Annotated in this window: 13 protein-coding genes; 10 read left to right on the top strand and 3 right to left on the bottom strand. The window is 51.6% G+C overall.

Going from position 1 to position 13,564, the window contains the following annotated elements:
- Nucleotides 1-39: 39 nt before the first annotated feature.
- From QIW53_RS06290 to QIW53_RS06260, 7 genes are all read left to right on the top strand, one after another.
- Nucleotides 40-1,182, top strand: coding sequence for an NAD-dependent epimerase/dehydratase family protein (locus QIW53_RS06290; RefSeq protein WP_371048780.1), 1,143 nt, complete (start codon nucleotides 40-42; stop codon nucleotides 1,180-1,182).
- Between the two features lie 9 nt (nucleotides 1,183-1,191).
- On the top strand, nucleotides 1,192-1,755 hold the full coding sequence (locus QIW53_RS06285) for a serine O-acetyltransferase (protein WP_371048779.1): 564 nt from the start codon (nucleotides 1,192-1,194) through the stop codon (nucleotides 1,753-1,755).
- Between the two features lie 2 nt (nucleotides 1,756-1,757).
- A complete protein-coding gene (locus QIW53_RS06280; protein WP_371048778.1) occupies nucleotides 1,758-2,756 on the top strand; it encodes a hypothetical protein in 999 nt (332 codons plus the stop codon).
- Nucleotides 2,753-3,706 (top strand): NAD-dependent epimerase/dehydratase family protein, encoded by a 954-nt coding sequence (locus QIW53_RS06275; RefSeq protein ID WP_371048777.1) that lies wholly within the window; start codon nucleotides 2,753-2,755, stop codon nucleotides 3,704-3,706. Before QIW53_RS06280 ends, QIW53_RS06275 begins: the two co-directional genes overlap by 4 nt.
- 18 nt (nucleotides 3,707-3,724) lie before the next feature.
- Nucleotides 3,725-4,735, top strand: a complete 1,011-nt coding sequence (locus QIW53_RS06270; protein ID WP_371048776.1) for an MraY family glycosyltransferase — start codon at nucleotides 3,725-3,727, stop codon at nucleotides 4,733-4,735.
- A gap of 300 nt (nucleotides 4,736-5,035) precedes the next feature.
- The gene (locus QIW53_RS06265) at nucleotides 5,036-7,009 is read left to right on the top strand and encodes a polysaccharide biosynthesis protein (protein ID WP_371049073.1); all 1,974 of its coding nucleotides are present in this window, start codon (nucleotides 5,036-5,038) and stop codon (nucleotides 7,007-7,009) included.
- A gap of 112 nt (nucleotides 7,010-7,121) precedes the next feature.
- Nucleotides 7,122-7,463 carry a ComEA family DNA-binding protein gene (locus QIW53_RS06260; protein WP_371048775.1) on the top strand — a complete coding sequence of 114 codons (342 nt, stop codon included), beginning with the start codon at nucleotides 7,122-7,124 and terminating at the stop codon, nucleotides 7,461-7,463.
- Nucleotides 7,464-7,530: 67 nt separating this feature from the next.
- On the opposite strand, the gene QIW53_RS06255 is transcribed toward QIW53_RS06260, so the two are convergent.
- The gene (locus tag QIW53_RS06255) at nucleotides 7,531-8,808 is read right to left on the bottom strand and encodes a Wzz/FepE/Etk N-terminal domain-containing protein (RefSeq protein WP_371048774.1); all 1,278 of its coding nucleotides are present in this window, start codon (nucleotides 8,806-8,808) and stop codon (nucleotides 7,531-7,533) included.
- Between the two features lie 459 nt (nucleotides 8,809-9,267).
- On the opposite strand from QIW53_RS06255, the gene QIW53_RS06250 reads away from it, so the two are divergent.
- Entirely contained in the window at nucleotides 9,268-10,062 is a 795-nt protein-coding gene (locus QIW53_RS06250; protein WP_371048773.1) for an SDR family NAD(P)-dependent oxidoreductase, read from the top strand.
- 29 nt (nucleotides 10,063-10,091) lie between these two features.
- A complete protein-coding gene (fabF, locus tag QIW53_RS06245; RefSeq protein ID WP_371048772.1) occupies nucleotides 10,092-11,366 on the top strand; it encodes a beta-ketoacyl-ACP synthase II in 1,275 nt (424 codons plus the stop codon).
- A gap of 55 nt (nucleotides 11,367-11,421) precedes the next feature.
- Here fabF and QIW53_RS06240 read toward each other — a convergent pair whose 3' ends face one another.
- Nucleotides 11,422-11,589, bottom strand: a complete 168-nt coding sequence (locus QIW53_RS06240; RefSeq protein ID WP_371048771.1) for a DUF2897 family protein — start codon at nucleotides 11,587-11,589, stop codon at nucleotides 11,422-11,424.
- A 125-nt stretch (nucleotides 11,590-11,714) separates the two neighbouring features.
- The gene (gene eat, locus QIW53_RS06235) at nucleotides 11,715-13,079 is read right to left on the bottom strand and encodes an ethanolamine permease (RefSeq protein ID WP_371048770.1); all 1,365 of its coding nucleotides are present in this window, start codon (nucleotides 13,077-13,079) and stop codon (nucleotides 11,715-11,717) included.
- Nucleotides 13,080-13,472: 393 nt separating this feature from the next.
- Here eat and kdpF point away from each other — a divergent pair, with 393 nt between their 5' ends.
- Nucleotides 13,473-13,562: a K(+)-transporting ATPase subunit F gene (gene kdpF / locus QIW53_RS06230; RefSeq protein ID WP_007899818.1), complete on the top strand. Its 90-nt coding sequence runs from the start codon at nucleotides 13,473-13,475 to the stop codon at nucleotides 13,560-13,562.
- Nucleotides 13,563-13,564 lie beyond the last annotated feature (2 nt).

Raw genomic sequence — 13,564 nt, 5'->3', positions numbered from 1 at the left:
TGGCACAGTTATTCTCTTGGTAAACGTAGAGGAAGTTTTATGCAGGCTCAAACAGTACTCGTAACCGGTGGAGCGGGTTTCATTGGATCGCATTTGATTCCGAAAATTTTAGCTTCTGGGATGAAAGTTAAAGTTTTCGACCCATTGTCGGTACAGGTGCATGGGGTTCTGCCCAAGGATCTGGAATGGCTTGAACGATCCGGAATCGAATTCATCCGGGGGAGCGTCACTTCTCTTTCCGATTGGTTTAAAGCAATAGCTGAAGTTGACAGCATCGTTCATTTGGCGGCTGAGACTGGCACAGGACAGTCTATGTACGAAGTGGCTAAATACAATGAAGTGAATTCTCAGGGCACTGCACTGCTGTTTGAGGCGTTGTCAAAGTCTACAGGTCATCGTGTGAAGAGGATTCTTCTCGCATCCAGCCGATCGGTTTATGGAGAAGGGGCCTATCTTAATCCTGCTCTCGGCAATAGTCGTGTCACACCAACACCGCGCACGGCAGAGGAACTTGAACTGAAGCATTGGGAGCCACGCTGTTCAGAAACAGGTGAAGAACTTCTCTTGGTGGCTACCAATGAGAATGATCCAATCCGTCCTGCTTCGATTTACGCTGCTACCAAATACGCGCAAGAGGACCTGGTACGAATCGGTAGCCAAGCGTTGGGGATCGATTATTTGATTTTAAGACTGCAGAATGTATATGGTGAGAGACAGTCGTTAAATAATCCATACACGGGAATATTGTCGATCTTCTCTACGAAAATTCGCCGAAACAGTTCGTTGCCACTTTTCGAAGACGGAGAGGAGAGCAGGGATTTTGTGCACGTCGATGATGTAACCGACGCATTTTTGCAGGGAATACTCTCCCCACGCCAGTTATCACAGGTCATCAACGTGGGTAGCGGCATCGCAACTTCTGTCAAAACGGTTGCTGAAGAGTTGACCCGGGCATTTGGCAGAGAGCCCAATGTGGTAGTAACCGGTCAGTATCGGATTGGCGATATTCGGCATAACTATGCAGATATTGACAAGTTAAAAAGTGTACTCGGCATTACCCCAAAAATCAGCTTGGCCATCGGCCTAAAACGTTTCGCAACCTGGGTTAATGACCAACCGTTACCTGAAGACAAGCTTGATCAGGCCAATAAAGAGCTGCGTGCAAGAAAGTTGATGAATTAAGGGGTAATCATGACCGATGGGCAGACTGCGAAGATAAAGTACTTATTGAAAGCGGACGTCGTTAGACAATCCGAACTTTTTGGAGATCATCGACCAAGAAAAGGAATTGGGATGTACTTGAGCATGCTTTCAGCTCGCTTTTTGCCCGTTTTACTTTATCGGTTATCGCATTGTTTTTATTTGAAGGGTATGCATCGACTAGCCAAGTTTTTTTCGCTGATCAATTTTTTATTGTTCGGAATTGAAATTGCCACTGCATGCCGGATCGGTCCTGGACTGTTTTTTCCCCACACGCACGGTACGGTCATCGGAGCATTCTCCATAGGCTCGAACGCAGTCATCTATCAAGGCGTCACCTTAGGTGCTAGGGATTTGGATTTTACTTACGATACCGAGCACAGACCGGTAGTTGGCAATGATGTCATCCTGGGTGCAGGTTCGAAAATACTTGGGGGTCTCAGCTTAGGTGACCGTGTTGTGGTCGCGGCCAATGCTGTAGTTCTGAAAAGTTTTTCGGATGATTTGGTTGTTGGCGGCGTTCCAGCAAAGATTTTGAGTAGTCGGAAAGCTTAACTTTGAAATATCTTCTTCAAGGGAAAAAAATATTATTCGTTGCTCCTCGCTTTTTTGGATATGAGTCTGAAATTTGCGACGAGTTAATCCGTCGTGGCGCGAGTGTCGACTTCCTTTTAGACAGGCCATTCGATACTCCCGCAATGAAAGCCATGACTCGCCTTAATCGAAATATGGTCATTAAAGCAGCGGACAAATATTACTTCACCAAGCTGAATGATCTTGGCTCCGATTTTTACGATTATGTATTCGTGGTGAACGGTCAGACGCTTTCCAACCAGACGCTGGCAAAGTGGAGGGCAAAATTCGTTGACGCGATATTTATTCTGTACATGTGGGACTCTTTCGGAAATCGGAAGTCCGCGGTTGACAGTTTAAAGTATTTCGATCATGTATTTACTTTTGATAAAGAGGATGCTTCTAAGTACTCTCTCAATTTTCGTCCTCTCTTTTTTTCCAATGGCTTTGAAAATGTCCAGAGTGCTCGGATCTGCTGGGATATAAGCTTTGTAGGTACTGCACATACTGATCGCGCTGCTGTCGTTCAGCGAGTAAGTCGTGTCTTACAAGTGGGCGTTAGGAAATACTTCTTTCTTTATTTGCAGGCAAAATGGGTTTTTTGGTTATATCGCTTTACTAACTCATCCTTTTTGAATTCTAAACTATCTGATTTCAGTTTCCACTCGATCGACAAAAAAACGGTTCAATCGGTGTTCAATTCATCGGTATGTATTCTAGATATCGAACATCCTAAACAGACCGGGCTTACGATGCGCACCCTTGAAACCTTAGGTGCGTGCAAAAAACTGATTACAACGAATAAGAATGTGGTGGATTACGATTTTTTCGATGAAAGAAACATTTGCGTTATCGACAGACTCGATCCAAAAATTCCCGCCGATTTTTTAACTCAGCCTTACTATCCTGTTCCATCGAATATATATCACCGATATAGGCTTGCAGGTTGGATGGACGAAATCATAGGAGCGAGCCAATCATGAAAAGGATCTTGGTAACAGGCGCCAGTGGTTTTGTTGGAAAAGAGTTATGTGCATATTTAAGTCAGGCTGGTTTCGACGTCACTGGGTTGACTCGTACGCAAAATATTAATTTGCCCAATGTGCACTTGGTAGAGTCTTCTCTAGACGTAATTCCTGCTACATCTCGTGTGCTAATGAACAGTGACTGTGTTATTCATCTAGCTGGGAGGGCGCATCAGCTTAATGATCGAGCCATTTCTCCGCTGGACGAATTCCGCGCGGTCAATAGAGACTTAACGATTACGTTTGCGAGATCCTGTATTGCAGCAGGTATCAAGCGTTTCGTTTTTATAAGCTCTATCGGTGTTAATGGATCTGAGACGTTTGCTGCTCCGTTTACCGAAGACTCAGTGTGTACCCCGACCGCCGACTACGCGCTATCAAAATATGAAGCTGAAATCGAGTTATGTAAGCTCTTTGAAAACTCAGCAAGCGAGTTGGTGATTGTTCGTCCACCCCTTGTCTACGCGGCCGATGCACCAGGGAATTTCAATCGACTTCTGAAGTTGGTTTCTTTGGGTGTCCCCCTTCCTTTTGGTTGCGTGCGAAATCAGCGAAGTATGATTAGTTTGAGGAACCTCGTGAGCTTTATCTCGCTAGCCGCGACTCACCCTCGCGCAGCGAACGAAACCTTTTTGATCGCAGATACGGAACCACTTTCACTTCCTGAGATTCTTAAATCATTAAGCGAAGGTATGTCTAGACGATCTTTCTTGTTGCCAGTTCCGGCAGCATTGTTGACTACGGCAGCTACGGTGTTTGGTAAGTCCGCGATTATAAAACAGTTATGCGGTTCACTGGTGGTTGATTCCTCCAAAAGTCGCATCCTGCTGGGCTGGCAGCCGATTGAGACATCCCGACAGGGATTGACTCGAACTGGGCGTTCCTACTCGAACAAATCAGAAGTTTAGTTAGGAGTGGCTACTCTCATGATCTCTGTAATCATTGCAATTTTTCTGCTTTCACTGGTTCTTACCGGCGTTTTAAGGCGTTACGCTCTGTCGAGGAGTATCATAGATATTCCTAATAGCAGAAGTTCGCATACGCTTCCTACTCCTCGTGGGGGCGGAGTCGCTATTGTCCTGTCCTTTCTCTTAGCACTTCTGGTGGGCCCTTTCACGCAATTAGTAGATTTATCACCCATCATTGCCATAGTTGGATCAGGTGCATTGATTGCGGTCATTGGATTCATAGATGATCACGGACACATCCCCGCTCGATGGCGCTTGTTAGGCCACTTCCTTGCAGCGGCGTGGTCGATGTATTGGTTACAAGGATTGCCGCCGATCGATATTCTTGGTTTAAGTATCAACCTGCATTGGTTCGGTTATATTCTAGGTGCGGTTTTCTTAGTGTGGATGCTTAATTTATATAACTTTATGGATGGTATCGATGGTCTAGCGGGTGCAGAGGCAGTTCAAGTATGCTTGGGTGCCTGTTTGCTATATATATGCAGCGATTACGAAGGGTTGGTTTGGCAACCATTAATGCTCGCGTCAGCGGCATTCGGTTTTTTAGTCTGGAATCTACCGCCCGCTAAAATTTTCATGGGGGATGCGGGAAGTGGTTTTCTTGGTATCGTCCTCGGGATACTCGCAATACAAGCAGGTTGGTCTCACCCTAACCTGCTATGGGCATGGTTAATCCTGCTCGGAGTCTTCATTGTAGATGCTAGCTTCACCCTCGTTCGGCGTTTGATTAGAGGTGAGAAGGTCTACGAGGCGCACCGTAGCCATGCATACCAATTCGCCTCGCGTCTCGTTGGAAGGCATGCTCCGGTTACACTGACGGTATCTGTCATAAATCTTGCCTGGCTTTTGCCTTGGGCCTGGTTCGTCGTGGCCTTCGATTTAGATGGCTTCCTCGGGTTGGTCATTGCGTACACCCCGTTATTCTTGCTCGCTGTGAAATTTCGTGCGGGTCAGAAGGAAGATTTTTGAGGTTCGCTGTGGGTATCACAATCTCACACCATGAGTACGATGCACCACACCATCCATGATCTGGCAGTCAGGTGCGAAGCGATGCTCGATTCTCATTGGCTGACCTGGCTGACCCGAAATCGAAACCTTCTGGCTTTTTGGTTGACTGAACTAGGAGCGAGGCGCTGGCCTAATGACCGGCTTTACACTTTAATGTGTGTGGATGGTTTCACTTGGATACCTATGTATGGTTAGCATGGAAATTTGGTTTTAGGAGCAGGTAAGGTGCGAGAACCTTTATTGGATAATTTGCGAAGCACGATGCTCGGGCTGCCCAGGCGGCATAAGCGTGCTATTCAGATAGGCGCAGATGTCATTCTGGTATGGATGGCTTTGTGGATGGCATTTGCCGTTCGTCTTGGTATAGACGTGATGGCGACACCGATCAACACTCACCTTTGGCTTTTTATCTCAGCACCACTCGTTGCGATCCCGATTTTTATCCGTTTTGGTATGTATCGCGCTGTCATGCGCTATCTGGGCAACGATGCATTGATAGCCATTTGTAAAGCCGTCAGCCTCTCGGCACTATTGCTGGCGCTACTGGTTTACTTATATGGCAATCACACCTCTGTGGTACCTCGTTCTATTATGTTCAACTACTGGTGGTTGAGCTTAATTATGGTTGGCGGTTTGCGGTTGATGATGCGGCAATATTTTTTAGGTGACTGGTTCACCGCCGCACAACATGTTCCTTTTACAAACCGGGATGATGGGTTACCTAAGGTTGCGATATATGGAGCAGGGGCAGCGGGTAATCAACTCGTAGCGGCGCTTCGGATGGGCCGTATGATGCGGCCGGTAGCCTTCATTGATGACGATGACAGTATCGCTGATCGGATCATCGCAGGGCTCCAAGTCTACAAACCCAGACACATTCAAAAAATCATTGATGCAACCGGTGCGCAGGAAATTCTTTTGGCGATCCCATCATCTTCAAGGGCGCGGCGCCGTGAAATACTGACATTGCTCGAAGGCTTCCCCCTCCACGTACGTAGCGTTCCAGGTTTCATGGACCTGGCAAGCGGTAGGGTCAAGGTTGATGACATTCAAGAAGTAGACATTGCTGACTTGCTGGGACGTGACCCAGTTCCTGCTCAATCTGAATTACTCGAGCACTGTATTGCCGGACATACAGTTTTGGTAACTGGGGCGGGAGGTTCAATTGGTTCAGAGCTTTGCAGGCAGATATTGCTTCTCAAACCAACGACTCTGCTGCTCTTCGAACATAGCGAGTTTAATCTGTACAGCATTTTATCTGAGCTTGAGCCTAGGGTAACGCAGGAATCCTTATCCGTACGCCTGCTGCCGATACTCGGATCAGTCCGGGATCCAAATAAACTGCTGGACGTGATGAGAACCTGGAGCGTGGATACCGTATACCACGCAGCGGCCTACAAACATGTTCCTATGGTCGAGCACAACATTTCGGAAGGTGTTTTAAATAATGTTATTGGAACGCTGAACACCGCGCAGGCAGCCTTGCAAGCTGGTGTGTCGAACTTTGTTTTGATCTCGACCGACAAAGCGGTTCGGCCGACCAATGTTATGGGCAGCACGAAGCGGCTAGCGGAGCTCACATTACAGGCTCTCAGTCGCGAGTTGGCTCCAGTGCTTTTCGGCGACAAATCCAATGTGTCACGTGTCAACAAGACTCGATTTACCATGGTTCGCTTTGGAAATGTGCTGGGCTCTTCCGGATCAGTCATTCCGTTGTTTCACAAGCAGATCAAATCTGGAGGGCCGCTGACGGTAACACATCCAAAGATCACGCGTTATTTCATGACAATCCCAGAAGCGGCGCAGTTAGTGATTCAAGCTGGTTCCATGGGGCTTGGTGGCGATGTTTTTGTGTTGGACATGGGCGAGCCTGTGAAAATTGTTGAGCTCGCGGAGAAAATGATTCATCTCTCAGGATTCAGTGTACGTTCTGAGAAAAATCCTCATGGCGATATTTCTATCGAGTTCTCGGGGCTGCGCCCGGGTGAAAAATTGTATGAAGAGTTGTTGATCGGCGATAACGTCGTCGCTACTCAGCATCCGATGATCATGAGCGCTAACGAGGATCACATTCCTTGGGATGTACTGACGGTTCGCCTTTCCGAGCTGATAAAAGCTCTTGAATGCGATGACTACGCGCGGGTGCGCCAATTGTTGCGTGAAACTGTAAGTGGCTATAGCCCCGATGGGGAAATTGTGGACTGGATCTACCAACAACGTCGCTTTGAGTCCTGATTACCTAATATTTTGCAATATACACATTTTTGACAGGCTTCAGACATCGCCTAATTTGAGGAGGCAGCTTCGGAAAAGCTGCTTCCTTATTGATATGATGGAGCTTGATCTTATGCGTACTGGTTTTTTCTCTTCTCTTATTTTTGCACTATTTACAAGCACTGCTCTGGCCGCTACTGCAGCTACTGCAGCGCCGATTGCCAAGGATCTTGAACCTGCGCCTACGGTCATAGAGGCTTCTCTACAGGCCAGCACTGCGAAGGTGGATCTCAATAGTGCCGATGCCCCCACGCTACAGCGTGAACTAACTGGCGTGGGGGAGGCAAAGGCCAAGGCAATTGTCATGTATCGAGAAACCAACGGTCCTTTTTCTTCAGTGGACGAACTCCTGGAGGTGAAGGGTATCGGGAAGGCCATCCTTGATAAGAACCGTGAAAAGCTGGAAGTAAATTAAGACTTCATCGCGTAAGAGGCCGGTCAATGACCGGCCTTTGGATGTTTCTCAGAATTAGGCATATTGTTTAATCTTTTTTATAGCGCTCGTAAAGCCCCAGACTCAATGCTAGCGCACCACCTAAAATGAACCCGAGAAAAAGACCTAGAGATAGGATGAAACCCTTCCGAGGTCTGACAGATGATTGAGGCTCAGAGGCAGGTTTATCTATTTGTACCAATTCCAACTGGCTGAAATTGATCGCCAGATTTTTCAATCTTGCCAGGTCAGCGTGGCTATCTCTAATGCCCTTGATAAACAATTCCGGGGTTTCTCGATTCTTCAATGCCCCAACTTCTCGGTTTCTGGCCAGAAGGTTTAGTTCTTTCTGTATCTGATCGATACGGGGTTCGGTGAAGTCGTCTGAGCGACGTGCAGTCAGAGCGGAACGCTCAGCTTCCAAGGCTAACTGTCCCATGAAGTATAGCGGAATGTGTTGGTTGTTGACTTCGGTGCGAATCGTGTTGCCCACCTTATTGCTATCAAATTGTGCCAGGGATGAGGGCGTAGAAGGTTTTGAGATTCCGAGCTGTTTAGCAATCGAGATAGCCTCATCGAGTTCCTTGATACGATTTTGCCTACGAGTCTGCACTTGCTTTCTGAGCGCCTCCATTTCGTCTTGCAGGTTTCTTTTTTTGATTTCGTCCTGTTCAAGTAGTTTGGCGATGTCCGCATTTAAATTGGCTTCATAGGATATTTTATAGAGGTCGATATCCTTTTCTATCTTTTCGATTCTGTTGCTGATCAAAGTTTTCAGGTTTGATTCGATCTTGTTCTTTTCCGTTTCAACCACAAAGTTTGTGAAATCGTTCACGATCCCGACCCCATCAATGCCCTCAGGATACCTGAAGGTCAGTTCTATAGAGTCTGTCAAGCTTGAGCTTTTTGTGGAGTCAATCTGTTTGATAGAAAGAGCGCTGTCTTTTTTGAAAGCTTCAAAAGCCTTTTCAATTGGTGCATCTGACTCTGCAGGCGGCTTAAGGTATTGCGTATGGCTGGCGAAAAACTTCAGCTGAACGTCATAAGAATCCATAGCAGAACCAACACTCTGCAATGATTCCAGGGGACTCATCTTGAAGAGGCTGGATCCATTCAACTCATCGAGATTCGCGGCACCAACTGGCCTGATCGACGTGCTGACTTCATACACTGGAATGGTGAAAAACAGATAGGTCAGTGCTGCTAAAAATCCGATGCTGGAAAATAGCAGTACGGTTGCTCTTTGTTTCCAGACACATCTTAATATTTCGTTGATTTCGATTTCTTCGAATTCATTGCCATGCGGTGTGGGGGCAGAAGTAATCATTGCTTGCTCTGTATGCAGGGAATATCTCTAAGGGTTGTAGGAATATTCGCTATGTTAATTAAATGTATGGAGCTTACTTGCAATTTGATTTTTGCTTATTCGATGTTTCACTGCAAGCTCGTATGATTTAATTGGTATCTGTTAAATTTTTTAATATTTATTTCAACGAATTTGTATCAATAGCGAACGCGGGAACACTCCTCTACGCGTTGGACGGCATGCATTCAATACACGCTCCCCACATCCATCGACTACGCTTTCGATGGCTTTCGTTGAGCGTGGCGTAGATTGCTGGCGGTCAGAAAGGCAGAAGAGGATGTCTTCCAGCAGAGCGGTCCAGGTATCAGTCGCGATGGAAAATTATGCTTGTAATATTCAAATAAATTATGCGTATAATTTTATGCCACATGATCTTCGTTCAGCACTCCACACGCGTTCATTTACCTTCGGAGCACCGCCATGACCCCCGCACAACCCCAAGGCACAGCCCTCATCACCGGCGCCTCCTCCGGCATCGGCGCCATTTACGCGGACCGACTGGCCGCACGCGGTCTCAATTTGCTGCTGGTTGCTCGAGATTTGGAGCGGTTGGAGACGGCAGCGGAGAAGCTACGCACCGAGCACGGTGTCCAGGTCGAGGTCCTCAAAGCCGACCTCACCCAAAAAGACGACGTACTCAAACTCGAGCAGCGCCTGCGCAGCGATTCGAGCCTGAGCTTGCTGGTGAACAACGCCGGCGTGGCCTCGGATGGTTTGCTGGCCAACGCCGACCTGGACCAACTGGAAAAACTCATCCAGCTCAACGTCACCACTGTCACACGCCTGGCCTCGGCTGCCGCCGCCGGTTTCGCCAAGGCGGGGCGGGGCACGATCATCAACATAGCTTCGGTGGTTGCGTTGTTTCCCGAACGCTTCAACGCCACCTACAGCGCCAGCAAGGCTTATGTGTTGAGCCTGTCCCAATCGTTGAACGCGGAACTGGACGGCACTGGCGTCAGGGTGCAAGCGGTGTTGCCGGGTGTGACCCGTACCGAAATCTGGGAGCGTTCCGGTATCGACGCGAGCCAGATCCCGGCGGACATGGTCATGGAGGCGGGGGAGATGGTCGATGCCGCGTTATCCGGTCTGGACCAGGGTGAGCTCGTGACCATTCCGTCGCTGCCAGATGCTGCCGACTGGGACGCCTTCGTCAAGGCACGCCATGTCATGGCGCCTAACCTGTCCAAGAGCACACCGGCTGCGCGCTACAAGTGAAGCATCCAAATAATTGAGGACGTAGTGGTATGAATGACCGTCGAATAGTAGTTACGGGCATGGGGCTGGTGTCGCCCTTGGGCAGTGGTGTTGAAGCGGTCTGGTCGCGCCTGCTGGCTGGACAGTCTGGTATCAGGAATCTGCCAGATGACGTCGTGGCCGATCTGCCGGCAAAGGTCGGCGGTTCGGTGCCATCGGTGGCCGATGACGCTAAGGCGGGTTTTGACCCGGACCTGGCAACGCCACCGAAAGAACAGAAGAAGATGGACCGCTTCATCCTGTTTGCCATGGAAGCGGCTCGCCAGGCCATTGAGCAGGCCGGCTGGCATGCACCAACGCCTGAGGCGCAAGAACGCACGGCCACCATCATCGGTTCGGGGGTGGGTGGTTTTGGCGCGATTGCCGATGCGGTACGCACCACGGACAGTCGCGGGCCTCGGCGTTTGTCGCCGTTCACCATTCCTTCATTCCTGGTCAATCTGGCTGCCGGTCATGTTTCGATCCAGCACGGTTTCAGGGGGCCGCTCGGTGCTCCGGTCACGGCGTGCGCAGCAGGCGTCCAGGCGATTGGCGATGCGGCGCGGTTGATACGTTCTGGCGAAGCGGATATCGCGTTGTGCGGTGGTGCAGAAGCGGCGATCGATCGGGTCAGCCTCGCCGGGTTTGCCGCAGCTCGCGCCCTGTCCAGCGGCTTCAACGATACGCCGGAGCGCGCCTCTCGCCCGTTCGACCGCGACCGTGATGGCTTTGTGATGGGCGAGGGCGCCGGCCTTCTGGTGATCGAATCGCTGGAGCATGCCTTGGCCCGTGGGGCGAAGCCCTTGGCGGAGCTGGTGGGTTACGGCACCAGCGCCGACGCTTATCACCTGACTGCCGGTCCCGAGGACGGCAGTGGCGCACGACGGGCGATGTCGCTGGCATTGGCTCAGGCAGGGATCGATGCGAGGCAGGTTCAGCATCTCAACGCTCACGCGACGTCGACGCCGGTCGGGGATCTCGGCGAGTTGGCGGCGATCAAGTCGTTGTTCGGTACAGACAACGGGATTGCGGTGACCTCCACCAAGTCGGCTACCGGACATCTACTCGGGGCAGCAGGGGGGATCGAGGCGATTTTCACGCTGATGGCGATTCGTGACCAGATCGTGCCGGCCACGCTCAACCTGGAAAATCCGGACCCGGCCGCACAGGGCGTGGACATTGTTCACGGTCAGGCGCGACCGCTGGCGATCGAGTATGCGTTGTCCAATGGCTTCGGTTTCGGTGGGGTGAATGCCAGCGTACTGTTCAAGCGCTGGCAGGGTTGACCCTGTCTGCTCGCGAGCTGCCTCGCTCCCGCAGATCCGTGCGGGGGCGAGTCATTCACCGATCCTGCGCATCCTTGGCATCCGCCTGCGCATTGCGTTCAGCGACTTTCCTGCGCTGCTCATCGGTCAACTCGACCTTGTTGGCAGTGTCGCGGAGCATCATCAAGCCGCCGACGATCGAGCCAATTGCAACGACCAGAATCAACCAGGCATACCAGGGCATAGGGCTCTCCTTGAGGGCAGGCCGATGGGCGGGTTTCGCCCATCGATCGTGCATACCACTTTGAGCGATTCATCTTCGCAGTGGTTCCATTCTATGCCTGATCTGCCGGTTGCACCTGCCCTCAGTCAAAGCCCGGTCAACATCGCATCCGCCGGCGCATCCGCCCGCAATTGCCCGGTCAACATGAAGTACAGGAAACCCACGGCCATGAACCCCAGGAAAATCAACCCGATCAGCGCATTGAACCAGGCCATCGCCACCAGGCACACCACCGCCAGCACCAGCGCAATGAATGGCAGCAGCGGGTAGCAGGGCGCGCGGAAGGTGCGCTCCAGGTTGGGTTCGGTTTTGCGCAGCTTGAACAGGCTGAGCATGCTCATGATGTACATCACGATGGCGCCGAATACGGCCATGGTGATCATTGCGGCGGTCAGCGTCATGCCGCCCAGGTTGATCAGGCCGTCGCTGTAGATGGCGGCGATACCGACCGCGCCACCGGCGATGATTGCCCGATGCGGCGTCTGGAACCGCGACAGCTTGGCCAGGGACGCGGGCAGGTAACCGGCGCGGGCGAGGGCGAAGAACTGGCGTGAGTAGCCGAGGATGATCCCGTGGAAACTGGCGACCAGCCCAAACAGGCCGATCCACACCAGCATGTGCAGCCAGCCGGAGTTATCGCCAACCACGGTTTTCATCGCCTGCGGCAGCGGGTCGTTGATGTTCGACAGGATGCGCCAGTCGCCGACGCCGCCGGCGAAGAACATCACGCCCATGGCGAGCAGCACCAGGGTCAGGATGCCGCTGATGTAGGCTTTGGGAATCGTGCGTTTCGGGTCCTTGGCTTCTTCGGCGGCCATGGCGGCGCCTTCGATGGCGAGGAAGAACCAGATTGCGAACGGAATCGCCGCAAACATCCCGGCAATCGCCGGTGCGCCGAACACATCGGAACCCGCCCAGCCATTGAGGGCGAAGTTGCTGAAGCTGAAGGCCGGAGCGACCACGCCCATGAACACCAGCAATTCGGCGACAGCGAGGACGCAGACCACCAGTTCGAAGGTGGCGGCGAGTTTGACCCCGAGAATGTTCAGGGTCATGAACACGATGTAGGCGCCGACCGCTGCGTGTTTCGGGTCGAGCGCCGGAAACTGCACGTTCAAATAGGCGCCGATGGCCAAGGCAATGGCGGGTGGGGCGAAGACGAACTCGATCAGTGTCGCCAGCCCGGCGATCAACCCGCCTTTCTCGCCGAAGGCCCGGCGACTGTAGGCAAATGGGCCCCCCGCATGGGGAATGGCGGTGGTCAGTTCGGTGAAACTGAAGATGAAGCAGGTGTACATCGTGGCGACCATCAGCGACGTCACCAGGAAACCGAGCGTGCCCGCCACGCCCCAGCCGTAACTCCAGCCGAAGTATTCACCGGAAATCACCAGCCCGACCGCGATGCCCCACAGGTGCAGCGTGCCCAGCGTGGGTTTGAGTTGTGTGTTCATGCGTTTCTCTCTGGACGGTTGGAAAGCTCGGGAGAGGGCGTGTGCAGTGGACGTGCCAGTGTCGTGAAGGCCGTCGTAAAGTATCAAAATGTGTCGTATCGAGGATGTTCGCTGCCGGATGTCGGCGATTTGTGCATCAGTTGAGGGCAGTGGTGAGGGGGCTGCCGCCTTCGCGAGCAAGCCCGCTCCCCCAGTTCAAGCGGCGCAGACAAACCCTTGTGGGAGCGGGCTTGTCAGCGATGGGGACTGTCCAGACACCACTGTAACCAAACCATAAACCCACTCTTTACAGCTTCTTTACGCCCCGCCATCCCCCTCGATCTCGTTCCTTTACAGCCTCCCTCCCGACAATGACTCCACACGCGGCAATACGCCGTTACACGGAGAACTTCGATGAGCGTTCTGGACGGAGTGTCACTGCTGCTGGCAGTGGGGCTGTTCATTTATCTGTTGGTTGCGCTGTTGCGCGCGGACCGGAACTAGGA

It is taken from the genome of Pseudomonas fluorescens, from assembly GCF_041354075.1.
Taxonomy (GTDB): Bacteria; Pseudomonadota; Gammaproteobacteria; order Pseudomonadales; family Pseudomonadaceae; genus Aquipseudomonas; species Aquipseudomonas fluorescens_CE.
This window is presented reverse-complemented; position numbering and strand designations above follow the sequence as displayed.

What these genes read in the sequence shown, in the direction of transcription:
- QIW53_RS06275 (WP_371048777.1), top strand. Translation starts at nt 2,753, where the DNA reads ATGAAAAGGATCTTGGTAACAGGCGCCAGTGGTTTTGTTGGAAAAGAG.
- QIW53_RS06270 (WP_371048776.1), top strand. Translation starts at nt 3,725, where the DNA reads ATGATCTCTGTAATCATTGCAATTTTTCTGCTTTCACTGGTTCTTACC.
- QIW53_RS06250 (WP_371048773.1), top strand. Translation starts at nt 9,268, where the DNA reads ATGACCCCCGCACAACCCCAAGGCACAGCCCTCATCACCGGCGCCTCC.
- eat (WP_371048770.1), bottom strand. Translation starts at nt 13,079, where the DNA reads ATGAACACACAACTCAAACCCACGCTGGGCACGCTGCACCTGTGGGGC.
- fabF (WP_371048772.1), top strand. Translation starts at nt 10,092, where the DNA reads ATGAATGACCGTCGAATAGTAGTTACGGGCATGGGGCTGGTGTCGCCC.
- kdpF (WP_007899818.1), top strand. Translation starts at nt 13,473, where the DNA reads ATGAGCGTTCTGGACGGAGTGTCACTGCTGCTGGCAGTGGGGCTGTTC.
- QIW53_RS06285 (WP_371048779.1), top strand. Translation starts at nt 1,192, where the DNA reads ATGACCGATGGGCAGACTGCGAAGATAAAGTACTTATTGAAAGCGGAC.
- QIW53_RS06240 (WP_371048771.1), bottom strand. Translation starts at nt 11,589, where the DNA reads ATGCCCTGGTATGCCTGGTTGATTCTGGTCGTTGCAATTGGCTCGATC.
- QIW53_RS06255 (WP_371048774.1), bottom strand. Translation starts at nt 8,808, where the DNA reads ATGATTACTTCTGCCCCCACACCGCATGGCAATGAATTCGAAGAAATC.
- QIW53_RS06260 (WP_371048775.1), top strand. Translation starts at nt 7,122, where the DNA reads ATGCGTACTGGTTTTTTCTCTTCTCTTATTTTTGCACTATTTACAAGC.
- QIW53_RS06290 (WP_371048780.1), top strand. Translation starts at nt 40, where the DNA reads ATGCAGGCTCAAACAGTACTCGTAACCGGTGGAGCGGGTTTCATTGGA.
- QIW53_RS06265 (WP_371049073.1), top strand. Translation starts at nt 5,036, where the DNA reads ATGCTCGGGCTGCCCAGGCGGCATAAGCGTGCTATTCAGATAGGCGCA.